The organism is Bradyrhizobium huanghuaihaiense, from assembly GCF_025200885.1.
GTDB lineage: Bacteria > Pseudomonadota > Alphaproteobacteria > Rhizobiales > Xanthobacteraceae > Bradyrhizobium > Bradyrhizobium huanghuaihaiense.
This window is the reverse complement of the sequence record NZ_CP104172.1, coordinates 5,457,742-5,484,343: the sequence shown is the minus strand read 5'-3', so window position 1 is coordinate 5,484,343 and position 26,602 is coordinate 5,457,742. Positions and strand designations below refer to the sequence as shown.

At 65.0% G+C, this 26,602-nt stretch carries 23 protein-coding genes; 15 read left to right on the top strand and 8 right to left on the bottom strand.

Annotation, left to right across the window (positions count from 1 at the left end):
- Positions 1-98: 98 nt before the first annotated feature.
- A complete protein-coding gene (locus tag N2603_RS26405; protein ID WP_260384439.1) occupies positions 99-1,295 on the bottom strand; it encodes an acetyl-CoA C-acyltransferase in 1,197 nt (398 codons plus the stop codon).
- Between the two features lie 272 nt (positions 1,296-1,567).
- Positions 1,568-2,338, bottom strand: coding sequence for an enoyl-CoA hydratase (locus N2603_RS26400; RefSeq protein ID WP_260384438.1), 771 nt, complete (start codon positions 2,336-2,338; stop codon positions 1,568-1,570).
- Between the two features lie 155 nt (positions 2,339-2,493).
- Between N2603_RS26400 and N2603_RS26395 the strand changes: the two genes are divergently transcribed.
- The gene (locus N2603_RS26395; RefSeq protein ID WP_260384437.1) at positions 2,494-3,021 is read left to right on the top strand and encodes a PaaI family thioesterase; all 528 of its coding nucleotides are present in this window, start codon (positions 2,494-2,496) and stop codon (positions 3,019-3,021) included.
- A gap of 70 nt (positions 3,022-3,091) precedes the next feature.
- Positions 3,092-3,712, top strand: a complete 621-nt coding sequence (locus N2603_RS26390) for a TetR/AcrR family transcriptional regulator (RefSeq protein WP_260384436.1) — start codon at positions 3,092-3,094, stop codon at positions 3,710-3,712.
- A 147-nt stretch (positions 3,713-3,859) separates the two neighbouring features.
- Here N2603_RS26390 and N2603_RS26385 read toward each other — a convergent pair whose 3' ends face one another.
- Positions 3,860-4,768, bottom strand: a complete 909-nt coding sequence (locus N2603_RS26385; protein ID WP_260384435.1) for a LysR family transcriptional regulator — start codon at positions 4,766-4,768, stop codon at positions 3,860-3,862.
- 102 nt (positions 4,769-4,870) lie between these two features.
- On the opposite strand from N2603_RS26385, the gene N2603_RS26380 reads away from it, so the two are divergent.
- The 8 genes from N2603_RS26380 to N2603_RS26345 all read left to right on the top strand — a co-directional run bounded on the left by N2603_RS26380 (position 4,871) and on the right by N2603_RS26345 (position 14,188).
- Positions 4,871-6,367 (top strand): CoA-acylating methylmalonate-semialdehyde dehydrogenase, encoded by a 1,497-nt coding sequence (locus N2603_RS26380; RefSeq protein ID WP_260384434.1) that lies wholly within the window; start codon positions 4,871-4,873, stop codon positions 6,365-6,367.
- A 121-nt stretch (positions 6,368-6,488) separates the two neighbouring features.
- Positions 6,489-7,634: an isobutyryl-CoA dehydrogenase gene (locus tag N2603_RS26375; RefSeq protein WP_260384433.1), complete on the top strand. Its 1,146-nt coding sequence runs from the start codon at positions 6,489-6,491 to the stop codon at positions 7,632-7,634.
- On the top strand, positions 7,631-8,698 hold the full coding sequence (locus N2603_RS26370) for an enoyl-CoA hydratase/isomerase family protein (protein WP_260384432.1): 1,068 nt from the start codon (positions 7,631-7,633) through the stop codon (positions 8,696-8,698). Before N2603_RS26375 ends, N2603_RS26370 begins: the two co-directional genes overlap by 4 nt.
- Before the next feature lie 25 nt (positions 8,699-8,723).
- Positions 8,724-9,611 carry a 3-hydroxyisobutyrate dehydrogenase gene (mmsB, locus tag N2603_RS26365; RefSeq protein WP_260384431.1) on the top strand — a complete coding sequence of 296 codons (888 nt, stop codon included), beginning with the start codon at positions 8,724-8,726 and terminating at the stop codon, positions 9,609-9,611.
- 127 nt (positions 9,612-9,738) lie between these two features.
- Positions 9,739-11,454: an AMP-binding protein gene (locus tag N2603_RS26360; RefSeq protein WP_260384430.1), complete on the top strand. Its 1,716-nt coding sequence runs from the start codon at positions 9,739-9,741 to the stop codon at positions 11,452-11,454.
- On the top strand, positions 11,455-11,934 hold the full coding sequence (locus tag N2603_RS26355) for a MaoC family dehydratase (protein ID WP_018645758.1): 480 nt from the start codon (positions 11,455-11,457) through the stop codon (positions 11,932-11,934).
- Positions 11,935-12,056: 122 nt separating this feature from the next.
- Positions 12,057-12,974 carry an SDR family NAD(P)-dependent oxidoreductase gene (locus N2603_RS26350; RefSeq protein ID WP_260384429.1) on the top strand — a complete coding sequence of 306 codons (918 nt, stop codon included), beginning with the start codon at positions 12,057-12,059 and terminating at the stop codon, positions 12,972-12,974.
- A gap of 38 nt (positions 12,975-13,012) precedes the next feature.
- Positions 13,013-14,188, top strand: a complete 1,176-nt coding sequence (locus N2603_RS26345) for a BaiN/RdsA family NAD(P)/FAD-dependent oxidoreductase (RefSeq protein WP_260384428.1) — start codon at positions 13,013-13,015, stop codon at positions 14,186-14,188.
- 110 nt (positions 14,189-14,298) lie between these two features.
- Here the strand turns inward: N2603_RS26345 and N2603_RS26340 are convergent, their stop codons facing one another.
- From N2603_RS26340 to N2603_RS26330, 3 genes are all read right to left on the bottom strand, one after another.
- Positions 14,299-15,378: a D-TA family PLP-dependent enzyme gene (locus tag N2603_RS26340; protein ID WP_018645761.1), complete on the bottom strand. Its 1,080-nt coding sequence runs from the start codon at positions 15,376-15,378 to the stop codon at positions 14,299-14,301.
- 109 nt (positions 15,379-15,487) lie between these two features.
- The gene (locus N2603_RS26335; protein ID WP_260384427.1) at positions 15,488-17,299 is read right to left on the bottom strand and encodes an ABC-F family ATP-binding cassette domain-containing protein; all 1,812 of its coding nucleotides are present in this window, start codon (positions 17,297-17,299) and stop codon (positions 15,488-15,490) included.
- A gap of 2 nt (positions 17,300-17,301) precedes the next feature.
- Positions 17,302-17,805, bottom strand: a complete 504-nt coding sequence (locus N2603_RS26330; RefSeq protein ID WP_260384426.1) for a YaiI/YqxD family protein — start codon at positions 17,803-17,805, stop codon at positions 17,302-17,304.
- A gap of 107 nt (positions 17,806-17,912) precedes the next feature.
- Here N2603_RS26330 and N2603_RS26325 point away from each other — a divergent pair, with 107 nt between their 5' ends.
- Positions 17,913-18,713, top strand: a complete 801-nt coding sequence (locus N2603_RS26325; RefSeq protein ID WP_260384425.1) for a MaoC family dehydratase N-terminal domain-containing protein — start codon at positions 17,913-17,915, stop codon at positions 18,711-18,713.
- An 18-nt stretch (positions 18,714-18,731) separates the two neighbouring features.
- Complete coding sequence (locus N2603_RS26320; RefSeq protein ID WP_260384424.1) at positions 18,732-20,156, top strand: DUF5107 domain-containing protein; 1,425 nt, start codon at positions 18,732-18,734, stop codon at positions 20,154-20,156.
- Positions 20,157-20,211: 55 nt separating this feature from the next.
- On the opposite strand, the gene N2603_RS26315 is transcribed toward N2603_RS26320, so the two are convergent.
- Positions 20,212-22,584, bottom strand: coding sequence for a xanthine dehydrogenase family protein molybdopterin-binding subunit (locus tag N2603_RS26315; protein ID WP_260384423.1), 2,373 nt, complete (start codon positions 22,582-22,584; stop codon positions 20,212-20,214).
- Between the two features lie 214 nt (positions 22,585-22,798).
- On the opposite strand from N2603_RS26315, the gene N2603_RS26310 reads away from it, so the two are divergent.
- Both N2603_RS26310 and N2603_RS26305 read left to right on the top strand, forming a co-directional pair.
- On the top strand, positions 22,799-23,872 hold the full coding sequence (locus N2603_RS26310) for a Ppx/GppA phosphatase family protein (RefSeq protein ID WP_260384422.1): 1,074 nt from the start codon (positions 22,799-22,801) through the stop codon (positions 23,870-23,872).
- Position 23,873: 1 nt separating this feature from the next.
- Positions 23,874-24,560, top strand: a complete 687-nt coding sequence (locus N2603_RS26305) for an RlmE family RNA methyltransferase (protein ID WP_260384421.1) — start codon at positions 23,874-23,876, stop codon at positions 24,558-24,560.
- Between the two features lie 56 nt (positions 24,561-24,616).
- Here N2603_RS26305 and N2603_RS26300 read toward each other — a convergent pair whose 3' ends face one another.
- Positions 24,617-25,522, bottom strand: coding sequence for a LysR substrate-binding domain-containing protein (locus N2603_RS26300; protein ID WP_260384420.1), 906 nt, complete (start codon positions 25,520-25,522; stop codon positions 24,617-24,619).
- Between the two features lie 97 nt (positions 25,523-25,619).
- On the opposite strand from N2603_RS26300, the gene N2603_RS26295 reads away from it, so the two are divergent.
- Positions 25,620-26,600 (top strand): Bug family tripartite tricarboxylate transporter substrate binding protein, encoded by a 981-nt coding sequence (locus N2603_RS26295; RefSeq protein ID WP_260384419.1) that lies wholly within the window; start codon positions 25,620-25,622, stop codon positions 26,598-26,600.
- The last annotated feature ends 2 nt before the right edge of the window (positions 26,601-26,602 follow it).

Here is a 26,602-nt window from a genome sequence, read left to right as displayed (position 1 = left end):
TTGTTGGCGAGCCTCAAGGACCCGCGCCATCGTTGCAATCTGACACAGCTGAGGGAAGTCTGAAATGCCAGACTTCCCTCAATTTCGGACATTGGGCGCTAGTGCGTCGGGCGCTCCACCGCGATCGCGGTGGCTTCGCCACCGCCGATGCAGAGCGCTGCGATGCCGCGCTTGAGGTTTTGCGCCTCCAGCGCATGCAGCAGCGTCACGATCAGCCGGGCGCCGGTCGCGCCGATGGGATGGCCGAGCGCGCAGGCGCCACCGTTGACGTTCAGCTTGTCGCGGGGAATGCCGAGATCGCGCTGCGCCGCCATCGCCACCACGGCAAAAGCCTCGTTGATCTCGAACAGGTCGACATCGCCCGCGCTCCAGCCGACCTTGTCGAGCAGCTTGCGGATCGCCGGGATCGGCGCCGTCGTGAACCATTGCGGCTCCTGGCTGTGGGTGGCATGGCCCTTGATCTCGGCGAGAACAGGCAGGCCATTGCGGTCGGCGAGCGAGCGCTTCGTCAGCACCAGCGCGGCAGCGCCATCAGCATTGGCGGAGGAGGCCGCCGGCGTGATGGTGCCGTTGGCGCGGAACGCCGGCTTCAGCCCGGGGATCTTTGCGGGGTCGACCTTCAGCGGATGCTCGTCGTTGGCGATGATGCGGGGACCTGCCTTCTCGGTCAGCGTGATCGGCGCGATCTCCGCCTTGAACGCGCCGCCCTCGACCGCCTTGCGGGCGCGGCTGAGCGTCTCCATCGCGTAGGCGTCCTGGTCCTTGCGGGTGAACTGATAGGCTTCCGCGGTCGCTTCGCCGAAATCGCCCATGGAGCGGCCGGTCTCGTAGGCGTCCTCCAGCCCGTCCATCATCATGTGGTCGATGATGCGATCGTGGCCGACGCGATAGCCTCCGCGCGCCCTGGCCAGCAGATAGGGCGCGTTGCTCATGCTCTCCATGCCGCCGGAGACGACGATATCGGCCGAGCCGGCGCGGATGATGTCGTGCGCCAGCATGGTCGCCTTCATGCCGGAGCCGCAGACCTTGTTGACGGTGGTGGCGCCGGTGGCGTCTGGCAAACCGGCGCTACGTGCCGCCTGGCGCGCCGGCGCCTGGCCTTGTCCGGCCGGCAGCACGCAGCCCATGAAGACCTCGTCGACTTTCTCAGGCGCGAGGTTTGCGCGTTCCAGCGCCGCCCCGATCACGTGCGAGCCGAGCTTGTGCGCGGGGAGTGGCGACAATTCGCCCATGAAACGGCCGAGCGGCGTGCGGGCGGCGGAGACGATGACGACGGGATCGGCGGCTTCGGCCATAATGGGGCTCCCTGGCGATGACGTGTAAGATTATGATCATCATATGATGCGGCGCAAAAAATGCAACCGCGGCTGGGATGAGAAAATCTTGCGGTTCGCATGAGATTTGTTGATGCGAGTCGGAAGGCCCCCTCCGACGTCGTCCCGGCGAAGGCCGGGACCCATAGCCACAGGGCAAAGTTTGGCGAAGACCCTTAGTTACCAGCTCGCGTAGCAACCCCTCCCTGGGGTTATGGGTCCCGGCCTTCGCCGGGACGACACCGAGGGCAGGCCTACCGCTTCCGGTTCACAAACGCGCCCATCAACCGCGTCGGCTCGTCCGTCAAAAACGACTCGCCGAACACCTTCACGCTGAGGTTCACCGACTCGGTCAGCGGCAATTCCTCCCACTGCCGCAGCAGCGCCTTCTGCGATCGCAGCGCCTCGGGGCCGCATTCGAGCAAGGCCTTCACCAGGTGCTCGATCTCCGCATCAAGCCCGTTCGGGGATGCGACCTTGTCGATCAGTCCCCAGGCCAGCGCGGTGGCTGCGTCGATGTTCTCCGCCGTCATCACCAGCCAGCGCGCGCGGGCCCAGCCGATCAGGCGGGGCAGCAGCGCGGCATGGATCACCGAGGGGATGCCGACGCGGACCTCCGGCATGCCGAAATGCGCGTCGTGCGCGGCGATGCGGAAATCGCAGGCGGCCGCGACCTCGAGCCCGCCGCCGAGGCACCAGCCGGGCATGCGCGCAATTACCGGGGCAGGGAACTGGCGCACGGCCTCGCAGAGATCGCGCAGTCGGCTGATGAAGGCTTCTGCCGATTTCTGGTCGAGCCTGGCCATCTCCTTGATGTCGGCGCCGCCGATCATGCTCTTCTCGCTCTGGCCGCGCAGCACCACGGCGCGGATGCTGCGGTCGGAGCTGAGCTGCTGCAGGCCTTCGCGCACCGCCTCGGTCACCGGCGACCCCAGGATATTCAGCGGGCCGGCGTTGCAGATCGCGACATGGACGACGCCGCGCGCATCGCGCGTCACGCCGCAGTGGTTGTTGAGCATTTCCATCGTGGTTCTCGAAGGTTTCGTGGATAGGCGCGATGCGCGCCGGTCGGCGTCACTTCCGAGCCGAAACGTGCTGCTTGTCAAGCGGGCAGGGCCGGTGGAGTTGCCAGCACGAAGTCCGTGGCATAGTATGACGTATATAATACAAAGAGGCCGCCATGACCGATATCGATCAACTCGACCTGTTTTCGCCGGCGCAGCGGCGCGAGCGCGTGGTGAACTGGCAGGTGCCTGCGCCGGTTGCCAAGGTGGCCATGGGCCTGTCAGGCATGGACGCCATGCTCGGCATTCGCGATGGCCGCCTGCCGCCACCGCCGTTCGCAAAACTGATCGGCTTCACCATGGCCGTGGTCGAGCCCGGCCGGATCGTCATGGAACTGGAGCCGCGCGAGGATCTCGAAAATACCATCGGTCTGCTGCACGGCGCGACCGCCGCCGCCCTGATCGACACCGCCATGGGATGCGCGATCTCGACCCGGCTGGAAGCGGGGCAGTCGTCCGTGACCCTCGACCTGAAAATGACGTTTCTGCGCCCGCTGTCGGTACGTTCCGGGCCGATCTCGGCCGAAGGCAAGATCATCAAGCTGGGGCGCCAGACCAGCTACACCGAAGGTTTCGTCCGCGACGGCAAGGGGGCGCTCGCGGTCCATGCAACTGCAACCTTTTCCATGATCGGGAATGTCTGAACACGAATTAATTCACCGTCCGGTCCATTCCTGTGTTATGAGATGATCTCCGACATGCAATGAGACGTCCATGCGCTATTCCCGGGAACACAAGCAGGAAACCCACGACCGCATCGTGAAGAAGGCCTCGGTGCGGCTGCGCGAAAAGGGCGCGCACGGCATCGGCGTCGCCGACCTCATGAAGGAGGCGGGCCTGACCCATGGCGGTTTCTACGCGCATTTCGATTCCCGCGAGGCGCTGGTGATCGAGGCCTTTGCCTATGCCATGGACCGCTCGATGGAGCATTGGCGCAAGATCACCGGCGAGGCCTCGCCCGAGAAGCGGCTGGCGCTGATCGCCGAGGCCTATCTCTCGGCGCTGCACCGCGACAATCCCGGCCACGGCTGTTCGATCCCTTCGCTCGGCGCCGAGATCGCCCGCGAGAGTCCGAAGACGCGCAAAGCGTTTGCCGGCAAGCTCGACGAGATGATCGAGATGATGACCGACTACGTCCCGAACCAGCCGCGCAAGGCGGCGCGCAAGCAGGCGATCGCGACGCTGGCGACGATGGCCGGCACCATGCTGCTTGCTCGCATTGCCGGCTCCAGCGAATTGTCGGACGAGGTGCTGAAGGCGGGGCGGGACAGCGCGCTGGGCGGCGTGAAGCGTGAGCCGGTGAAGGCTGCACCGGCCAGGAAGAAGCAGAACTAGGCGAGATGCCGTAGGGTGGGTTAGCCATGCGATTGAGCGAAGCGCATTCGCTTGGCGTAACCCACCACTGTGTTTGTCCGTGGAGACAGAAGAGGTGGATTACGCCTGGGTTACGCCTTCGGCTAACCCACCCTACGAGAGCGGTGCTCATCTTCCCGCAAACAGCGCCCGCTCGCGCTCCACGATCTCGGAGATGTAATCCGCCACCGCCCTGATCCGAGCCAGGTCCTTGCTGTCGGCGTGCATCAGCATCCAGAACGTTCGCGTGATCGAAATCTCCTCCGGCAGCACCGCGACGAGCTTCGGGTAATCGCTCGCCATGAAATGCGGCAGCACGGCGATGCCGAAGCCTGACAGCGTGGCGTTGAGCTGCGCGATCAGGTTGGCGCTGCGGAAGCGGGCGGAGATGCGTGGCGACACCTGCGGCAGATAGTCGAGCTCCGGCGTGAACAAGAGCTCCTCGATGTAGCCGACGAAGCGGTGCTGTACCAAATCCTGCCGGGAGGTGATCTCAGGGAAGCGGTCGAGATAGGCGGGGGCGGCGTAAAGCCCGAGGCGGTAGTCGAGCAGCTTACGGCCGACGATGCGGCCTTCCTTCGGCATGGTCAGGCTGATCGCAATGTCGGCCTCGCGCTTGGAGAGACTGAACAACCGCGCGGTAGCCACAAGTTGCAGATCGAGATCGGGATACCGGTCGGCGAACGGCGCCAGCCGCGGCGCCAGGAACGCGGTGCCGAAGCCATCAGGCGCACCGATCCGCACCGTCCCGGTCAGCCGCGCCACGGAGCCGCCGACCTGTTCCTGGTTGGCGACAATGGTCGATTCCATCGCTTCGGCGCTGTCGGCGACGCGCTGGCCGGCCTCGGTGAGGAGGTAGCCGGTCTTGCGCCGGTCGAACAGCTTGGCCGAGAGGTGCTTCTCCAGCCGGTCGACCCGGCGGATCACCGTGGCATGGTCGACGCCGAGCTGTTTTGCCGCAGCCGAGACCGAGCCGCCCCGCACGATGGCCAGCACGAAGCGAAAGTCGTCCCAGTCGATGCTACCTTGATCCAGCATTTTCGCACATCTATGGTGCATTATCTCAGACTTGAATCCTATAAAATGCAGGTCAATAGGATTTGTCAAAGCGACCACGCTCGGCCTGAAGGAGACCATTCCATGCGTTCAATCGGACATTTCATCGGTGGCAAGGAGGTCAAGGGCACCTCTGGCCGCACCGCCGACGTTTTCGAGCCGATGACCGGCGACGTGCAGGCCAAGGTGGCGCTGGCCTCCAAGGCCGAGGTCCGCGCCGCCGTCGAGAATGCCCGCGCCGCGCAGCCGGAATGGGCCGCGACCAACCCGCAGCGCCGCGCCCGCGTCATGATGAAATTCGTCGAGCTGGTGCAGCGCGACTACGACAAGCTCGCCGAGCTGCTCGCCCGCGAGCACGGCAAGACCGTGCCGGACGCCAAGGGCGACATCCAGCGCGGCCTCGAAGTCGCGGAATTCGCCTGCGGTATCCCGCACCTGATGAAGGGCGAATACACCGAGGGCGCCGGCCCCGGCATCGACATCTATTCGATGCGCCAGGCGCTCGGCGTCGTCGCCGGCATCACGCCGTTCAATTTCCCGGCCATGATCCCGATGTGGAAGTTCGCCCCCGCCATTGCCTGCGGCAACGCCTTCATCCTGAAGCCGTCCGAGCGCGACCCCGGCGTGCCGATGCTGCTGGCAGAACTCATGATGGAAGCGGGCCTGCCGGCCGGCATCCTCAACGTCGTCAATGGCGACAAGGAAGCGGTCGACGCCATCCTCGACGATCCCGATATCAAGGCCGTCGGCTTCGTCGGCTCCACGCCGATCGCGCAGTACATCTATGAGCGCGCAGCCCAGACCGGCAAGCGCTGCCAGTGTTTTGGCGGCGCCAAGAACCACGCCATCATCATGCCGGACGCCGACATGGATCAGGCCGTGGACGCGCTGATTGGCGCCGGCTACGGCTCGGCCGGCGAGCGCTGCATGGCCGTCTCGGTCGCGGTCCCCGTCGGCAAGTCCACCGCCGACCGCCTGATGGAAAAGCTGATCCCGCGCGTCGAGAGCCTCAAGATCGGCACCTCGATCGATCCGTCGGCCGATTACGGTCCGCTGGTCACGCGCGAGGCGGTCGAGAAGGTCAAAGGCTACATCGACATCGGCATCAAGGAAGGCGCAACGCTCGCCGTCGACGGCCGCGGCTTCAAGATGCAGGGCTACGAGAACGGCTTCTATCTCGGCGGTTCGCTGTTCGACAACGTCACCAAGGACATGCGGATCTACAAGGAAGAGATCTTCGGCCCGGTGCTCTCGGTCGTGCGTGCGCACGACTACAAGGAAGCGCTGGCGCTGCCGTCGGACCATGACTACGGCAACGGCGTTGCCATCTTCACCCGCGACGGCGACGCCGCGCGCGACTTCGCGGCCAAGGTCAATGTCGGCATGGTCGGCATCAACGTGCCGATCCCGGTGCCGATCGCCTATTACACCTTCGGCGGCTGGAAGAAGTCGGGCTTCGGCGATCTCAACCAGCACGGTCCGGACTCGGTCCGCTTCTACACCAAGACCAAGACGGTGACCTCGCGCTGGCCGTCCGGCGTCAAGGAAGGTGCGGAGTTCTCGATCCCGCTGATGAAGTAAGGCTGTAGCCCAGCCCGTCATTGCGAGCGCAGCGAAGCAATCCAGACTGTCACTGCGGAAAGACTCTGGATTGCTTCGTCGCTTCGCTCCTCGCAATGACGAGAACAGTGAGCAGCCCGGCATGCAGTTCGCTCTAAACGAGGATCAGGTCGCGGTTCGCGACATGGCGTTGGCGTTTGCGGCGGAGAAGATCGCGCCGCACGCGCTGCGCTGGGACGAGGAGAAGCATTTCCCCGTCGACGTCATGCGCGAGGCCGCAACGCTCGGCATGGGCGGCATCTACATCCGCGAGGATGTCGGCGGCTCCGCCATGACACGGTTCGACGCGGCGCTGATCTTCGAGGCGCTGGCGACGGGCTGCCCGACCACCTCGGCCTTCATCTCCATCCACAACATGGCGAGCTGGATGATCGATGCCTTCGGCAGCGACACCCAGCGCCATCAATGGCTGCCGAAGCTCTGCACCATGGAGCTGATCGCGAGCTACTGCCTGACCGAGCCGGGCGCCGGCTCGGACGCGGCGGCGCTGCGCACCCGCGCGGTGCGTGACGGCGACCATTACGTCCTCAACGGCCAGAAGCAGTTCATCTCCGGCGCGGGTGGCACCGACATTCTGGTCGCAATGGTCAGGACCGGCGGCGACGGCCCCGGCGGTATCTCGACGCTTGTCATCGACGGCAAGACGCCGGGCGTCTCCTTCGGCGCCAACGAGCGCAAGATGGGCTGGAACGCGCAGCCGACCCGCGCGGTGATGTTCGAGAACGCCCGCGTGCCCGTCGCCGGCCGGCTCAGCGAAGAGGGCGTCGGCTTCAAGATCGCGATGGCCGGTCTCGACGGCGGCCGGCTCAACATCACGGCGTGTTCTCTTGGTGGTGCCCAAACTGCGCTCGACAAGGCGCGCGCCTACATGAAGGAGCGCAAGGCGTTTGGAAAGCGGCTCGACGAATTCCAGGCATTGCAATTCAAGCTCGCCGACATGGCGATCGAGCTGGAGGCCGCGCGCACTTTCCTGTGGCGTGCTGCGGCGGCGCTGGACCGGAAAGATCCGGACGCCACCATGCTGTGCGCAATGGCAAAACGCTTCGGCACCGATGTCGGCTTCGAGGTCGCCAACCATGCGCTGCAGCTTCACGGCGGCTACGGTTACCTCAGCGAGTACGGCATCGAGAAGATCGTGCGCGATCTGCGCGTGCACCAGATCCTCGAAGGCACCAATGAAATCATGCGGCTCATCGTGGCGCGCAAACTGATCGAGGGCGCGCGATGAGTGGCGTGGAAGAGGGCGATCTGGTCGCCCGCGTCGAGGGCGCCGCCGGCATCATCCGGCTCAACCGTCCCAAGGCGATCAACGCCGTCACGCTGGAGATGTTTCGCGACATCGAGAAGGCGCTCGATCGCTTCGAGGCCGATCCTGCTGTCAGTGTGATCGTGCTGGAAGGCGCCGGCGAGCGCGGCCTGTGTGCCGGTGGCGACATCCGCACGCTCTGGGAGAGCTCGAAGGTTAATGGCGACCTCGGCAAGATCCTGTGGCGCGAGGAATACATCCTCAATGCCCGGATCAAGAAATTCCCAAAACCCTATGTCGCCTTCATGGACGGCATCGTGATGGGTGGCGGCGTCGGCTTGTCCGCGCATGCCAGCCATCGCGTCGTCACGGATCGCACCAAGCTTGCGATGCCCGAGGTCGGGCTCGGCTTTTTCCCCGATGTTGGCGGCACCTATTTGTTGTCGCACTCGCCGGGCGAGATCGGCACCTATTTTGGCCTCACCGGCCAGACCATGAACGGGCCGGATGCGATCCATGCGAAATTCGCCGATTGGGTGGTGCCCGCAACGAAACTGCCCGAGCTGCGCGCGGCGCTGACGAGGGTCCGTTCCGGTGCGACAGCCGCCGAGGTCGGCAAGCTCATCAGCGGCTTTGCGACCGGCGAGACCGCGGGGCCGGTGGCGGCGAAGGAGCCGATCATTGACGCGCTGTTCGGCTTCGATCGGATGGAGGACATCGTCGCGGCGCTCAAGCGTGACGGTTCCGATTTCGCGCAGGCTACGCTGAAGACGCTCAACGAAAAATCGCCGCGCGGCATGGTGGTGACGCTGAAGCTGCTGCGCCTCGCACGCAAATCGTCGAGCCTGGAAGAATGCCTGGTGCGCGAATATCGCGCCGCGCTGGAAGTCTTCCGCAGCGACGATTTCCGCGAAGGCGTCCGCGCCGCCGTGATCGACAAGGACCGCAATCCGACCTGGTCGCCGCCGCGGATCGAAGATGTGACGCCGGACATGCTTGCGCCGTATCTCGCCGAGATCGGCACTGATGAGCTGAAGTTCAACTAACAACGCGACAGCGGAGGAAACGACAATGGCCACGATCGCATTCATCGGTCTCGGCAACATGGGCGGCCCGATGGCCGCTAACCTCGTCAAGGCCGGCCACAAGGTGGTGGCGTTCGATCTCGTCGAGGCCTCGCGCAACCAGGCCAAGGCCGACGGCGCCGGCATTGCCGACAGCGCCGCGGGGGCGGTGAAGGGTGCCGATGTCGTCGTCACGATGCTCCCCGCAGGCAAGCACGTGCTCGGCGTCTGGAACGAGGTCGTGCCCGCCATGGCCAAGGGCGCGCTGATCATCGACAGCTCCACCATCGACGTCGAGAGCGCGCGCCAGGCGCACGCGCTTGCCGTCAAGAGTGGCGTGCTTTCGGTCGATGCGCCGGTCTCCGGCGGCACCGGCGGCGCCAAGGGGGCGACGCTCACCTTCATGTGCGGCGGCGACGACAAGGCATTTGCGGCGGCAAAGCCCGTGCTCGAAAACATGGGCAAGAAGATCGTGCATTGCGGCGGCGCCGGCGCGGGGCAAGCCGCAAAGATCTGCAACAACATGATCCTCGGCATTTCCATGATCGCGGTCAGCGAAGCCTTTGCGCTCGGCGAAAAGCTCGGGCTCTCGCATCAGGCGCTGTTCGACGTCGCCTCGACCTCCTCGGGCCAGTGCTGGTCGCTCACGACCTATTGCCCGGTTCCAGGTCCAGTGCCGACCTCGCCGGCCAACAACGACTACAAGCCGGGCTTTGCCTCGGCGCTGATGGTGAAGGATCTGACCCTGGCGCAGGACGCCGCCAAGGCCGCGGGCGCGGCCACGCCGCTCGGCAAGCATGCGCAGGAGATCTATCAGTCTTTCGACGCCGCCGGGCAGGGCGGGGTGGATTTTTCCGGAATTATCAAGCACGTTAGAGAACTGGCCGGAAAATAGCCTTCGCTTGTAGCCCGGATGAAGCGAAGCGAAATCCGGGACAGCTCTTTCAATGGCGCGACCGGCCCCGGATTGCGCTTCGCTCCATCCGGGCTACGCTCGAACGTCAATCGACGGGCCCGGGACCATGACGACATTTCAGGACGCACGCGCGTTTCTTCTGGCTCACCGCACGGACTACGAGACGGCGGTCAAAGGCTTCCGCTGGCCCGATCCGGCTCCCTTCAACTGGGCGCTCGACTGGTTCGATGAGCTCGCGGAGGATGCCGAAGCAAAGGACCGTCCCGCGCTCTGGATCGTCGATGCTGCGCAGGACAAACAGACAAAACTGTCCTTTGCGGCGCTGTCGCGCCGCTCCAACCAGGTCGCGAACTTTCTCCGCGCGCAGGGCCTGAGGCGCGGCGATCATCTTCTGCTGCTGCTCGGCAATGTGGTTCCGCTGTGGGAGACGATGCTCGCCGCGATGAAGCTCGGCGTCGTCGTGATTCCCGCAACCACGCTGCTCACCGCCGACGAACTGCGTGACCGGCTCGATCGCGGCAAGGCGAAGGCGGTCGTTGCCGCGCAGGATCAGGTCGCCAAATTCGCAAGCCTGGGCGCCGAGAATGTCGTGCGTATTGTGGTTGGCGCGGCCTCTGACGGCTGGCTCGCTTACGACGAGGCGACAAAGGCGTCGGAAGAATTCACACCCGACGGACCGACCCATGCCGACGATCCGATGCTGCTCTATTTCACCTCGGGCACGACAGCCAAACCAAAACTCGTCCGGCACAGCCAGCGCAGCTACCCCGTCGGCCATCTCTCGACGATGTACTGGATCGGCCTGAAGCCCGGCGACGTCCATCTCAACATCTCTTCACCCGGCTGGGCCAAGCATGCCTGGAGCTGTTTCTTCGCGCCGTGGAATGCGGGCGCGACCGTGTTCGTGGTCAACCAGCCGCGCTTCGACGCCAAGGCTCTGCTCGCCACCATCGGCCGCTGCGGCGTCACCACGCTGTGCGCACCGCCGACGGTGTGGCGGCTGTTCATCCAGGAGAACCTGGCCTCGTTCAAGGTGGCTCTTCGCGAAGTCTGCGGCGCCGGCGAGCCGCTCAACCCCGAAGTCATCGACCAGGTGCAGGCCGCCTGGGGCCTCACCATCCGCGACGGCTACGGCCAGACCGAGACGACCGCGCTCGCCGGCAACTCGCCGGGGCAGCCCATCAAGGTCGGCTCGATGGGCCGGCCGCTGCCGGGCTATCGCGTGCAGATCAGCGATGCCGACGGCAACCCCGCGAGGGAAGGCGAGGTGACCCTGGTGCTGGACGATGACCGTCCCGCCGGCCTGATGCAGGGCTATCAGGGCGACGACGGCAAATTGTCCGGCGCCGAAGGTGCACTCTATCGTAGCGGCGACGTCGTGTTCGAAGACACGGACGGCTATCTCACCTTCGTCGGCCGTTCCGACGACGTGTTCAAATCCTCGGACTATCGCATCAGCCCGTTCGAGCTGGAGAGCGTGCTGCTCGAGCACGAGCTTGTCGCGGAAGCCGCGGTGGTGCCGAGCCCCGATCCGATCCGGCTCGCGATTCCCAAAGCGTTCGTGCTGCTGACTTCGGGCGCGGAACGCTCGCCGGAGACCGCGCTGTCGATCTTCAAGCACCTGCACACGCGTCTGGCGCCGTTCAAGCGCATCCGTCGCCTCGAAATCGTCACCGAGCTGCCGAAGACGATCTCTGGCAAAATCCGCCGCGTGCAGCTACGACGGCTCGAACGCGACGACGATCGCGGCGATCCGCTGCGCGGCCGGGAATTCCGTGAGGAGGATTTTCCGGAGCTGCCGAAAACACGGAGTGAGACCTAAGTGAACGAAATCTGGAAGAAGCCGCCGATTGCGCTCGAGGCCTATCAGGCCATGGTCGGCAAGGAGATCGGCGTGTCCTCGTGGCACCTGATCGACCAGCCCCGCATCGACACCTATGCCGACGTGATCGAGGATCACCAGTTCATCCACGTCGATCCTGAACGGGCGAAGAAGGAAACCGCGTTCGGCACCACCATCGCGCACGGTTTTCTGACGATGTCGCTGCTGTCGATCATGTCGTACGAGGTGATGCCCGTGATCGCCGGCACCACGATGGGCGTGAATTACGGCTTCGACAAGCTGCGCTTCATCTCGCCGGTGCGCTCCGGCAAGCGCGTCCGCGGCCGCTTCGTGCTGGCGGAAGCCAAGCTCCGCAAGCCCAATGAGTTGCAGTCCCGTACCAACGTGACGGTCGAGATCGAGGGCGAGGACAAGCCCGCGCTGGTCGCCGACTGGCTTGGCCTGATCTATTTCGCCTGACCTGAGGCGTCGTTGCCGGGCTTGACCCGGCAACCCATCGCTGCTCAAAAGCCTGTCGATTTTGATAGATGGCCGGGTCAAGGCTCGGCGCCCTGACAGTCTAACATCTAGGAAACGCACTCATGGCAATCAGGTTCGACGGACGCGTCGCCATCGTCACCGGCGCGGGCAATGGTCTCGGCAAGGCGCATGCGCTGGGGCTGGCGAGCCGCGGCGCCAAGGTCGTGGTCAACGATTTCGGCGGCGCGCGTGACGGCACCGGCGGATCGCTGTCGCCGGCGGAGGCCGTGGTCGAGGAGATCCGTAAAGCGGGCGGCACCGCGATGGCCGACGGCGCGGACGTGTCCAATTTCGAGCAGGTCACCGCCATGGTCGAGCGCGCCACCAAGGAGTGGGGCAGCGTCGACCTCTTGTGCGCCAATGCCGGCATCCTCCGCGACAAGTCGTTCGGCAAGATGGAGGCCGCCGATTTCCAGAAGGTACTGGACGTGCATCTCGTCGGCACCTTCTATTGCTGCAAGGCGGCCTGGGCCGGCATGCGCGACCGCAATTACGGCCGCATCGTGCTGACGACCTCGTCCTCCGGCCTCTACGGCAATTTCGGTCAGGCCAATTACGGCGCGGCGAAATCCGGCATGGTCGGCCTGATGAACGTGCTGGCCGAGGAAGGCCGCAAGACCAACATCCGCGTCAACATCATCTCGCCGACCGCGGCGACCCGCATGACCGAAGAACTGCTGCCGCCGCAGGCGCTGCAGCTGATGAAGCCGAACGCGATCACGCCCGCGGTCGAGTACATGCTGAGCGAGGACGCACCGACCCGCACCATCATGGGCGCCGGCGCCGGCTCCTTCGCCGTGATCAAGATTGTGGAGAGCGAAGGGATCAACCTGCCGGAGTCCGAATGGACGCCCGATGCGGTCGCCGCGCATTTCGCCGAGATCAGCGACATGTCGAAGGCCAAGGCGCTGCAGGGCGCGTTCGAGCAGACGCAGAAGTACGTGGCGCAGGCCGCAGCGCGGGCGGGGATCAAGCTCTGACCGACGTCGCCGTCATCGGTGCCGGTCCCGCCGGGCTGATGGCGGCGGAGGTGCTGGCGCAAGGCGGTGCCCGCGTCACGGTGTATGACGGCATGCCGTCCGCGGGCCGCAAATTCCTGATGGCCGGTCGCGGCGGGCTCAACCTCACCCACAGCGAGCCGCTGCCGCAGTTCATGGCACGCTACCGCGAGGCGGCGCCGAAGCTGCAAGCGGCGATCGAGGCATTTTCACCCGACGCATTGCGGGCCTGGAGCGAGGCCTTGGGCGAGCCGACCTTTGTCGGCACCAGCGGGCGGGTGTTTCCGAAAGCATTCAAGGCGTCTCCGCTGCTGCGCGCCTGGCTGCGGCGGCTCGATGCCGCCGGCGTCCGGTTCGCCTTTCGCCACCGCTGGACCGGCTGGGACGGCGATGGGCGGCTGCTGTTTCAAACACCCCATGGCCCATCGGCCGTAGCCGCTCGCGCCACCGTGCTCGCGCTCGGCGGCGCAAGCTGGCCACGCCTGGGCTCGGACGGTGGCTGGGTCGATATCCTCGCCGCCAAAGGCATTGCCGTCTCAAAACTGCGGCCAGCCAATTCCGGTTTCACGGTCGCATGGTCCGATGTGTTCCGCGACCGTTTCGAAGGCCAGCCGCTCAAGGGCGTGGCGCTGACGATCGGCGCGCACACGGTGCGCGGCGAGGCCATGATCACCCGTAGCGGCATCGAAGGCGGCGCGATCTATGCACTCTCGTCGGAGCTGCGCGAGGCGGTGCTAGGTCTCGGGCAGGCGACGCTGATGATCGCCTTGCGTCCCGACCTCGACGCCGCCGCGCTGACCACGCGGCTGTCAGGCACGCGCGGCAAGCAATCGCTGGCGAATTTCCTGCGCAAGGCGGCGCAATTGTCGCCGGTCGGAATCGGCTTGATGCAGGAAACCGCGATCGCCTCCGGCCGTCCGCTGGCCGCGTTCTCGCCGGCCGAGCTCGCGCAGCTGATCAACGCCATTCCGGTTCAGCTCACCGGTGTCGCGCCGATCGACCGCGCGATCTCGACCGCGGGCGGGATCAGCTTCGACGAGCTCGACGACGGCTTCATGCTGCACAAACTGCCCGGCGTGTTCGCTGCCGGCGAGATGCTGGATTGGGAAGCGCCGACCGGCGGCTATCTGTTGCAGGCCTCGTTTGCGACGGGCGCTGCCGCGGGCAGGGGTGCGCTGGAGTGGCTCAACCGCTAACCACCGTCATTGCGAGCGCAGCGAAGCAATCCAGAATCCCTACTCGGAGGTAGTCTGGATTGCTTCGTCGCAAGAGCTCCTCGCAATGACGGCCGTGGGAGCGGAACCGCCTAGCGCAACTTTCCCCGTGCCGCCACCGGCAGCGTGCCGATGATCTCCTCGCCGCGCACCATCACCACCTCGTCCATCATGTTGACGACGACGCAGACGTGGTTCGGCACGATGCGCACGACATCGCCGACATTCGGGCGCGTGTTGCTGCGGGAGAGGTCGAGGAAGCCGTGCTCCTCGGCGAATTTCGCGATCTTGGCCTCGGGATGCTCCAGGATCAGGCCGTGGCCGTCGAGGCCGCCGGTGTCGGTGGTCAACGTCTTCGATCCGGCATCGAGAATGCCGCGCTCGGGCGCGGCGCGGCTGACCACGGTCGAATAGATGTGCAGCGCGCAGTCGTCCCACGTGGCCGAGCCGGCCGCGACCTGCATGCGGTCGTTGTAGATGTAGGTGCCGAAGCGATGCTCGGTGCCGCCCTTGAGCTTGCCAATGTTGACGAGGTTCGGCGTGCCGCCGGTTGAGACGATTTTGGCATCGAGCCCGTGCGCGCGCACGCCGGCCAGCGCTTCGTCGTAGAATTTTTGTGCGTCTGCCCAGCCAGTCTCGGTCGGGTAGAGCATGAAGCCGGCAAACTCCAATCCCTTGGACGCGGCGATCTCGCGCGCCAGCGCAATCGCCTCGGCCGGCGTCTCGACACCGGCGCGCTTGCGCCCCGTGTCGCATTCGACGACGACCGAGAGCGGACGGCCCGAGGCCGCGGCGGCCTTCGGCAGACCGGCAACGACAGTCGAATTGTCGGCCGCCACAGTCATGTTGGTCTTGGCATTCAGCGCGCCGAGACGCGCCATCTTCTCCTCGCCCAGCAGGTTGTAGCTGATCAGGATGTCGTCGATGCCGGCATTGGCCATAATCTCGGCCTCGCCGATCTTCTGGCAGGTGATGCCCTTGGCGCCCGCCGCGACCTGCATCTTGGCGATGGTCGGGTTCTTGTGCGTCTTGATGTGGGGACGGTTGGCGATGCCGGCGTCGTCGCAGGCTTTCTGGATGCGCGCGATGTTGCGCTCGACCCTGTCCATATCGATCACGGCGCAGGGCGTGCCGTATTCACGGGCGATTTTTGCGGCGAGGGAAGTGGTCATGTGATCTCTCTGTTTTCGGACCCGTAGGATGGGTAGAGCGAAGCGAAACCCATCAGTAACCCGATCCCTTTGTGCGATGGGTTTCGCTGCGCTCTACCCATCCTACAAGTTAAGCCTGTTCTATCTCTTCGCGAAGCATTTCGAGTTCGAGCCAGCGCTCTTCGGCGGCGGATAATTCCTCGTGCGCCTTGGCGATCGCGGCCGAGGTGTCGTCGAACTTCTTGCGATCCTTGGCGTAGAGGTTGGGATCGTCGAGCACACGCTGCAATTTTGCAATATCGGCGTGAAGCGTTTCCATCTTCTTCGGCAAGGTTTCCAGCGCGTGCTTCTCGTTGAAGCTCAGCTTCCGTTTCGGCGCCGACGACGGAGCAGGGGCGCGCTCCTCTTTCTTCTCGGCCGCCGGTTGCGCCTTCGCTGTCTCGCGCTTGAGGTCAGCACCACGCTGGCTCAGCATGTCGCTGTAGCCGCCGGCATATTCGATCCACTTGCCGTTGCCCTCAGGCGCGATCACGGAGGTGACGACGCGGTCGAGGAAGTCGCGGTCATGGCTGATCAGGATCACGGTGCCGTCGTAGTCGCCGAGCATCTCCTCGAGCACGTCGAGGGTCTCGAGATCGAGATCGTTGGTCGGCTCGTCCAGCACCAGAAGATTCGAGGGCTTTGCCAGCGCGCGCGCCAGCATCAGGCGGCCACGCTCGCCGCCGGAGAGCACCTCCACCGGTGTGCCGCGCTGCTCCTGCGCAAACAGGAAGTCCTTCATGTAGCCGACGACATGCTTGGGCCTGCCGCCGACCATGATCTGATCGCCACGGCCACCGGTCAGGGCCTCGGCCAGCGTCGACTTGGGATCGAGGCTTTCGCGATGCTGGTCGAGCGTGGCCGTCTCCAGATTGGCCCCCAACCGCACGATGCCGGAATCCGGCTGCGCGCCGCCGGTGAGCAGATTGACCAGCGTGGTCTTGCCGGCGCCGTTCGGGCCGATGATGCCGAGCCGGTCGCCGCGCTGGATGCGGGTCGAAAAGTTCTCGACGATTTTCCGCTCGCCATAGGTCTTGGTGATGCCCTTGGCCTCGATCACCAGCTTGCCGGATTGCTCGGCTTCCGCCGCCGCGAGACTGGCGGTGCCGGCGGTGCCACGATAGTTGCGGCGCTGGGCGCGTAGCTCGTGAAGATTGGCGAGCCGCTTGACGTTGCGCTTGCGCCGACCCGAGACGCCGTGGCGCAGCCAGTGCTCCTCGTCGACGATCTTGCGGTCGAGCTTGTGCTGGTCGCGCTCTTCTTCCGCGAGCACCTCGTCGCGCCAGGCCTCGAACGAGGCAAAGCCGCGGTCGATCTGCTTGATCCTGCCGCGGTCGAGCCAGGCCGTCGCGCGCGAGAGATTGGTGAGGAAGCGGCGGTCGTGGCTGATCAGCACCAGCGCGCTGCGTCGGCTGTCGAGCTCCTGCTCCAGCCACTCGATGGTGGAGAGGTCGAGATGGTTGGTGGGCTCGTCCAGCAGCAGGATGTCAGGCGAGGGCGCCAGCACGCAGGCGAGCGCCGCGCGGCGCGCCTCGCCGCCGGAGAGGTTGTGCGGGTTCTCCTCGCCAGTGAGCCCGAGCTGCTCCAGGAGATAGCGGGCCTGATGGTGATCGTCGCCGGGCGCAAGCCCCGCCTCGACATAGGCGAGCGTAGTCTTGTGGTCGCCGAAATCAGGCTCCTGCGGCAGATAGCGGACGGTCGCGCCGGGCTGCACGAAGCGCGTGCCGCCGTCGGGCTCGACGAGGCCCGCGGCGATTCTGAGCAGCGTCGACTTGCCCGAGCCGTTGCGGCCGATCAGGCAGACGCGCTCGCCTGGCGCGACATTGAGCTCGACGCCCGACAGCAGCGGTGTGCCGCCAAAAGTCAGCCTGATGTCTTTCAGTTGGATCAGCGGCGGCGCCATGATCAGCCTTGACTCAAATTCTGGCTCGTTGCGGCCGCGTCAGTGCGGCGGCGCTGGATCCGGCGCAGCGTCTGGTCGAGCGCCGAAAGGAAGGCGGACCGGTCGCGCGGCGCGAACGATCGCGGGCCGCCGGTGACTTCGCCGGCCGAGCGTAAATCTGTCATCAGGTTGCGCACCGCCAGCGTCATCCCGATCGACTCCTCGGTGAACGGCTTGCCGTTCGGGGCGATGACATCGGCGCCAGCCTTCACGCAGCGGCTTGCGAGCGGGATGTCCGCGGTGATGACGACGTCGCCGGGCTTGGCCCGCTCGGCGATCCAGTCGTCGGCCGCATCCATGCCTGCGCCGGCCGCGATCCGCTCGATCAACGGGTCCTGCGGCACGCGGATGAAATTGCCGGCGACCACGCTCACGGGCACGCCGTGCCGGATCGCGACGCGGTAGATTTCGTCCTTCACCGGACAGGCGTCGGCGTCGACATAGATGCGGGTGGGGGTCTCGGTCATTTCGCCGCGTGGTACCCCATTCGGGCCGCAAAGGCGAGGGGATTGACCGCTGTTCCCCGGACCCTACGATCGGGCCCGAAACAACAAGAAATTTGGGAAGGCCAGCCATGCCGAACCGGCTCGAAACCTACCGTGTCGAGGCCCACAACACCGCAAAACAGTCCGAAAACAAGATGCACGACGACACGGTGGCTCGCCGCTTCGGCTTCGAGGGCGGGCTGGTCCCCGGCGTCGATGTCTTCGCCTATATGATGCACGTTCCGGTGGCGCGCTGGGGCCGCGACTTCCTAAGCCGTGGGCTGGTCGAGGCGCGCTTCATCAAGCCGGTCTATGACGGCGAGGCTGCCGATGTCGACGCCACCGAGCACAATGGCCTGCTGACGATCGAGGTGTTCAGCCGCACCACGCTCTGTGCCACCGGGACTGCGTCGCTGCCGGCAGCCCTGCCAGCGATATCGCTGAGTGACTATGTCGAAGTCCCCGCGATCGCCGAGCGCAAGCCGGTCAGCCCCGCCAGCTTCGAGACCGGCAAGTGGCTCGGAACGGCGCCGCGCCGCTGGGCCGGTCAGGCGGCGAGCGAGTATCTCGCCGACATCAGGGAGACCGACCCGATCTTCGCGCGCGAGCACGTCGGCCATCCCGGCCTGATCCAGCGGGTCATGAACCGCGTCCTCGTCGACAACACCATTTTGGGCCCGTGGATCCACGTCGGCAGCCGCATGCAGCTACTGTCGCCTGTACGCGCCGGCGACGAGATCACCGCGCGCGCGAAGGTCACGGCGAACTACGAGAAGAAGGGCCACCGCTTCGTCGAGCTCGACGCGCTGGTCGTCGCCAACGGCACCACGGCGCTCGCCCACTGCCAGCACATCGCAATCTACCAGCCGCGCGAGCAGGCGGCGGCCTGAATACCAATTGAGGTTTCCTTGCGTGCCCTCGTTTGTTTCGGAATAGCGCTCCTTTTGTCGCTCCATGCGCTTTGCGTCGTGCATGCCGCCGCACCGGTGCCCGATAGCGTGTCGCTCAGCGAGCAGACGACGACGTGGAGCACCGCCAAGTTCGCCGTCGATGCGGAGAATGGCTTTGTCAGCGGGTCGCTCGACAAAAGCATGATCGTCGAACACAGTTTCAAATCCTACGTGCTTGAGAACCGGTATCTGAAGGTAACGCTCGTGCCCGAATTCGGAGGGCGTATTCTTTCCATGGTCTACAAGCCGACTGGCCACGAGCAGCTTTATCGAACGGAAGTCGGGGTGCCTTACGGCGTGAAGGCCGGAAATTTCTACTACGACTGGCTGATGGTGTACGGCGGAATCTTCCCAACGTTCCCGGATGCCGAGCACGGCAAGACCTGGCTGAAGCCGTGGGCTTTTCGGGTGGTGAAGGAGGGCGCCGACGAAGTCACGGTCGTGATGTCGTTCCAGGATGACTTCGACTATTCCGCGCGGCCCAGCAAGTTCAGGGGCGCGACCGGCATCGAGGCGAACTACTACGTTACACTGAAGGCCGATCGTGCCGCACTCGATGCGCGCGTGGTGCTGAAGAATCCGAACGACGAGGCCGTCCAATACGAGTACTGGACGTGCACGACGCTCGCTCCGGGATCGGAGCCGAAAAATCCCAGGGCAACGGGCGGCGCCGAAATCATCGCGCCGATCCGAACTTACACGACGCCTGCCTGGTCGACCAATCTGGCAGACGGCGACGAGAGCGCGGGTATGGGCAGGCGGCGCTTTGAAAACCTGCGGTACTTCAAGAATTGGCCAACGATGGGCATCGCCTATGCTGCACCAGATATGCAGGGCGGGAATTTCTGGGGCGTCATCAACCATGACAATGCAGAAGGAATTATTCGCATTGCGGACAATACCCTCACGCGAGGCTTGAAAATGTGGACGTGGGGATTTCCGTCGCTCACCGGCGAAACCGATGCCCGGAAGGATCCGAACGAGTGGCGGCCGTATGTCGAATTATGGGCGGGCGTGTCGGACCAGTTCTTCCACAGCACAGACTTTCCCGCACGCAGTGAGGTGTCGATTCCGGAAACCTACAGCCCGACCGTCGGCATGAGCAACGTGACGCATGCAAACGAGAAAATCCTGATCAATTTCTCGGCCGAGGCGTCTCGCGCCGTTGTCGAGTTCTTCAGCATCGAACCGGCCATCCCGTTGCTTGTCACGTTGAAACAGGGTGACACGGCTCTGTTCAGCGGGGTCGTGAGCGCCGATCCGAGCAACGGAAATCGCATCTCGGCAGCGATTGCCGACGGCCGCGGCGGGGAAAAGATACGGCTAACGATCGCGACCACGGACGGAAAAGAGTTGATCGCCGCCGAAACGGCGATCAAGTGATCGCTTTCGAAACGCCAGTCGAAGCCCCCGGCGTTGCCACGGTCGCGGAGCTGCCCTAGGCCGCCTGGCCCTTCGCATCCTGGATCGCGCGCCACACCCGTTCCGGGGTCAGCGGCATGTCGATGTGCTTGATGCCGTAGTCGGAGAGGGCGTCGAGCACGGCGTTCACCACGGTCGACAGGCTGCCGGCGCAGCCGGCTTCGCCGCAGCCCTTGCTGCCGAGCGGGTTGGTCGTGGCGGGCACGGGGTGGTCGCCGACCGCCATGAAGGGCACGTCCTCGGCGCGGGGCAGGGCGTAGTCCATCAGCGAGCCCGTGATCGGCTGGCCGCTCTCGTCGTAGCGGACATGCTCCATCAGCGCCTGGCCGATGCCCTGGACCACGCCGCCGTGGAGCTGGCCTGCGACCAGCAGCGGATTGATCACCGTGCCGAAATCGTTGACGGCGCTGTAGCGCACGATCTGCACCACGCCGGTCTCCGGGTCGATCTCGACCTCGGCGACGTGGCAGCCGTTCGGGAATGCGGAGGCGACCGGCTCGCTGGTGTGGTCGACGTCGAGCGAGTCGGGCACGCCATCCGGCACCTTGCCGTCATGCAGCTTCCTGGCGAGCTCCATGATGTCGATGCTGCGGTCGGTGCCGGCGATCGTAAAGCTGCCGTCGGCGAACTCGATGTCGGCTTCGGACGCCTCCAGCATATGCGCGGCCGCGCGCTTGCCTTTTTCGATGACGAGCTTGGCGGCCCCCACAATGGCCTGGCCGCTGGCCATGATCGAGCGCGAGCCGCCGGTGCCGTTGCCGGTGTGGACGATGTCGCTGTCGCCCTGCACCAGCTTCACGCTCTCGAAGGGCACCCCTAGCTGCTCGCACAGGACCTGCGCGAACGGCGTGGCATGGCCCTGACCGTAATCGAGCGTGCCGGTGATGAGCTGCACGGTGCCGTCAGCGTCGAACACGATCTTGCCGAGCTCAGGGCTCGGCGGCGCGGTGACCTCGAGATAGGAGCCGACGGCGATGCCGCGCAGCTTGCCGGCCTTCTTGCTCTCCTTCTTGCGCTTGGCAAAATTCTCGTGGTCGGAGATGTCGAGCGCCTTGCTGAACACGGCCTGGAAGTCGCCGCTGTCATAGGTGACGCCGGAGGACGCCGCGAACGGCATCTGGGTCTGCTTGATGAAGTTGCGCTTGCGCAGTGTCAGGCGATTGACGCCCATTTCATCGGCGGCGCGGTCGATCAGCCGCTCCATGTAATAGTTCGCCTCGGGCCGGCCGGCGCCGCGATAGGCGCCCATCAGCGTGGTGTTGGTCAGCACCGTCTTGATGTCGACGCCCATCAGCGGCGTGCGGTAGACGCTGGAGAAATTCTTGCCGGTGTTGAGCGAGAGCGGCCCCGGCGCAACGCCGGTGATGTAGGCGCCGAGATTGCCGTAGCCGGACAGCTTCGCCGCGAGGAAATGCCCCTCGGCATCGAGCGCGAGCTCGGCATGGATCTTCTGCGCGCGGCCGTGGCTGTCGGAGAGGAAGCTGGTGGAGCGCTCGTCGAGCCACTTCACCGGACGTCCCAGTGCCTTCGCCGCGTACAGGATGCACATGTATTCGGGATAGTTGATGTTCTTCATGCCGAAGGAGCCGCCGACATTGGCGGTGAGGATGCGCACCTTCTCGTTCGGCACTTTCAGGTTCTTGGCGAGGTTGGCGCGGTTGCCTGCGACGCCCTGCGTCGGCACCTGAAGCGTGTAGCGCTCGGTCTTCTTGTCGTAGGAGGCCAGCCCAACGCGCGGCTCCATCGAGACCACCGCAACGCGGGTGTTTTCGATGTCGATCCTGGTGACGTGGGCGGCGCCAGCGAAGGCCGCATTGACCTTGTCCATGTCGCCATAGTGGTAGTCGAGCGCGACATTGTTCGGGATGTGCTCGTAGAGCTGCGGCGCGCCGGGCTGGGCAGCTTCCTCAGGGTCCGTCACCGCCGGCAGCGGCTCGATGTCGAGCTCGACGGCCTCGGCTGCGTCGCGCGCCTGGGCCAGCGTGTCCGCCACCACGAAGGCGACGGGATCGCCGACGAAGCGGACCTTGTCGGTCGCCAGCGGCTGGCGGTTGGTCTGGAGCAGCGGCGAGCCGTCACGGCTCTTCAGCGGCAGGCCGCAGGTGAAGGGACCATAGCCGGCGGCATCGAGGTCCTTGCCGGTCCACACCCCCAGCACGCCCGGCATCGCCTTGGCGGCATCAAGGCCGATGCCGCGGATGACGCCATGGGCGTGGGTCGAGCGCACGACCACGGCATAGGCCTGGCCGGGCAGGTTGAAATCGTCGGTGTAACGGCCCTTGCCGCGGACCAGGGTGTCGTCCTCCTTGCGGCGGACGGGCTGACCGACACCGTATTTTTGCAGTGCAATAGCGTTTTCGAGCGTGGACGATTTGGTGTGTTCTTGCATGGAATCGACCTGAAAAGCCGGCAAATGCGCGATTTCGCGGGGCGCCTGGAGGGGGCCGGACCCCCTTCAGATAGCCCACGGACCCGTTCACGACAACGCACGAATGGGCATGGTCCTATGTGATGCGATGTTGCGCAGGCCTGCCGCGCTGCTAATGTTTCAGGCGAAAAAGCAATTCCAGATCGGCCCGACCGGCCGCGGAAAGACAGTTTGTATGAATGACCACACGCGGCTCCGCGACGGCCATGCGCCGCACGGTGAGCTGGAGGGGTCGATGGCGGCGGTGGCGTTGGCCACTGAGCCTGCCGTCCCCGTGCAGGTGCCGGGAACCGGCGTCTACGCGGCGCTGGACCTCGGCACCAACAATTGCAGGCTGCTGATCGCCTGTCCGACCCAGGACGGCTTTCGCGTGGTCGATTCCTTCTCGCGCATCATCCGGCTCGGCGAGGGGGTCTCGGCGACCGGCTCGATCAGCGAGGCCGCGATCGAGCGCGCCATTGCGGCGCTCAGCATCTGCCGCGACAAGATCAATCTGCGCAAGGCGCGGCGGTTGCGGCTGATCGCGACCGAAGCCTGCCGCGCGGCGGCGAATGCGGAGGGGTTCCGCAGCCGCGTCGCGGCCGAGACCGGCATCGAGCTCGAGGTGATCGACCGCGAGACCGAGGCCGCGCTCGCCGTGCTCGGCTGCTCGCCGCTGGTCGACCCCAGGGGACGCGGCGCCATCCTGTTCGACATCGGCGGCGGCTCGACCGAGCTGGTGCGGATCGAACGCGATCCCAGCAATCCGGAACCGCGGATAAAGGCTTGGATGTCGATCCCGTATGGCGTGGTCACGCTCGCCGAGCAGTTCGGCGGCCGCGACGTGACGCCGGAGATCTATGCCGCGATGGAGCGAGAGGTCGCCAGCCACGTTGCGCCGTTCGCGGAGGAGCACGGCCGCGACCTCACCGAGATGCATCTGCTCGGCACGTCGGGCACGGTGACGACGCTCGCCGGCATCCATCTCAATCTGCCGCGCTACGACCGCCGCCGCATCGACAGCATCTGGATGAACGATTCCGACATCACCGCGACCATCAACAAGCTGCTCGGCATGAGCTACGAGGAGCGCGCCAACAACAGCTGCATCAGCGTCGAGCGTGCCGACCTCGTGCTGGCGGGCTGCGCGATCCTCGATGCCATCCGCCACGCCTTTCCGCTGCCGCGCCTGCGCGTCGCCGACCGGGGCCTGCGCGAGGGCATGCTGGTCGAGATGATGCGCGAGGACGGCGCGCTCAGGAGCTGGTGAGATGGCGAAAGACACCACCGGCCGCTTGCACGTCCAGGTCAAGACCGGCGGCAAGCGCAAGCTGTCGTCGAAGCTGTGGCTGGAGCGGCAGCTCAACGATCCCTATGTCGCCAAAGCCAAGGCGGCGGGCTATCGCTCGCGCGCGGCGTTCAAGCTGCTGGAGATGGACGACAAGTTCCGGCTCTTGAAGCCCGGCATGGCCGTGGTCGACCTCGGTGCTGCGCCCGGCGGCTGGAGCCAGATCGCCGCCAAGCGCGTCGGATCCGTGGATGGCAAGGGCAAGGTCGTCGCGATTGACCTGTTGGAAATGCCCGAGATTCCCGGCGTCGATTTCGCGCAGCTCGACTTCATGGACAACGACGCGCCCGAAAAGCTCACCGCGATGCTGGGCGGCGGCGCCGACGTCGTGATGTCCGACATGGCCGCCAACACCACAGGCCATCGCAAGACCGACCAGCTCCGCATCGTCGGCCTGGTCGAGACCGCGGCCGCGTTTGCCTGCGACGTGCTCAAGCCCGGCGGCGCGTTCCTGGCAAAAACGTTCCAGAGCGGCGCCGATGCCGATCTGCTCGCCCAGCTCAAGCGCGACTTTGCAACGGTGCGGCATGTGAAGCCGGCGGCAAGCCGGCAGGATTCGTCGGAGCGCTACGTGCTGGCGACGGGGTTTCGCGGTGCGGTGAACGAATAGCGCCGAACCGTCACGCTCTCGAACATTCGTTTGCGGTTTTTGCTGCTCGGCGATGCTCAGGGGCCTGGGTGCCGCTCGGCCATGCCTCGCACCAGGCTCAGGAAGTTCCTGAGGATCGGTGACGGATTGCTTCGCCGCCACGCCAGTCCGAGAAATGCTTTCGGAGTAGGGTTTTGCAGGCGCCGGTATACGACCCCGGTCATGCGGGCGCTTTGCAGTGTCGAGGGCACGAGCGCAATTCCGAGTCCCGCCGCAACAAGACCCAAGGTCGAGGTAATTCGCGGCGCCGGCTGCCCGAGACGGGGAACAAATCCGGCTGCCCTGCAGGCCGCGATGGTCTCGTCATACAAGCCGGTACCAGGCGGTCCGATCATGATGAATGAGTCATTTGACAAGCTCCTGAGTTGAAGAGGTTTTGTCCTTGTCTTTGCCAGTGTGTGACGGCTCGGGAGTGCTACGACCAGAGGCTCTTCCTGAAGCAAGGCAACCGAGACGCCTTCCGCGTGAATTTGTCGCGCGCGAACGAATGCGACGTCCATCTGCTCTCGCTCGAACTGGCCGACGATTTCGTTGCTCAATCCTTCCTGCAAGATCAGGGAAACGAGCGGGAAGGTTTCGCGAAAGGATCGGATGGCAAGCGGTACAAGCGGGTTGAAGGGGGCAGTTGGTGCGACGCCGACGCAGAGCGTTCCCTGCTCGCCGCGTGCCGCGCGTTGCGCCGTTTCGACGGCGTGATCGAGCCGTGACAGGATTGCCTTGGCCTCAGAGAAAAAAGCCTGTCCTGCACTTGTCAAACTTACCCCCCGCGGCAACCTCCGGAAGAGTTGAACCTTGAGTTCTCTTTCCATCTGGCTGATTTGCCGGCTGAGCGGGGGCTGCTGCATATCGAGCCGCTCTGCTGCTCGCGTGATATGCCCTTCCTCTGCAACCATGACGAAATAGCGAAGGTGCCTGAGATCCATGCCATACCTTATAGGTATCATAATCGACGTTGGCATATCATAGCTCAACAGGCGCTCCCGGGCTATTGGGCTGTTCATGGCAGTGAAGGACCGTGACATGGACACGCAGAGACGGCGCCTATTTTGTTCAACATTGGCGGCAATCGTGACATCGGTTTTGCCGGCGATGGCCACGGCTCAGGCTTACCCTTCTCGCGGGAGCCGCGTTGTCGTGGGATTTCCCGCGGGAGGCCCGGTCGACATAGCCGGCCGGCTTATCGCTCCCTGGCTGTCGGAGCGGCTGGGCCAGCCGTTCAACGTGGATAATGTTCCAGGTGAAAGCGGAAACGTCGCGACCAGGTCCGTGGTTCGGGCTGCACCCGACGGATACACGCTCCTCGTTTGCGGTCCCGTCAACACGATCAACGCGACGTTGTTCGATCATCTCGACTTCGATTTTGGCCGCGACGTCGTTGCGGTTGGCGGTCTATATCGCGTCCCGCTTGTCATCGAAGTGAGTCCTTCCGTTCCAGTCCGGACAGTTGGGGAGTTCATCAATTACGCGAAGCAAAATCCAGGAAAACTCAGGGTGGGTTTTGCAGGCCTCGGTACGCCGCAGCACGTTGGAATTGAGCTGTTCAGATCGATGGCCGCTGTCGACCTGACACTCGTGCCCTATCTGGGGTCGACGCCTGCACTGGAAGATCTCCTGGCAGGACGAATCGACGCGATGTTCGATCCCATGCCGTCCTCTATCGGCCACATAAAGGCCGGCAAACTCGTTCCCCTGGCCGTTACTTCGTCAGTCCGGTCCGAGAATCTGCCCGACGTCCCGATCGCGGCGGATACTGTTCAAGGTTATCAGGCCGGATCTTGGTTCGGGATAGTTGCACCAAGAGGCACGCCTGAGGCCATCGTCGATCGACTCAACGCAACGATCAATGAGGCACTCAGCGACATCGCCATCAGGGCGAAGATCATGGAGCTTGGCGCCAGCCCGATTCAAGGCTCGCCCGCACAATTTACGAAGCTGATTGCCGAAGAGACTGAGAAATACGCCGGCCTGATCCGGTCAGGCGTCATTCGCTCGAAATGGTAGCG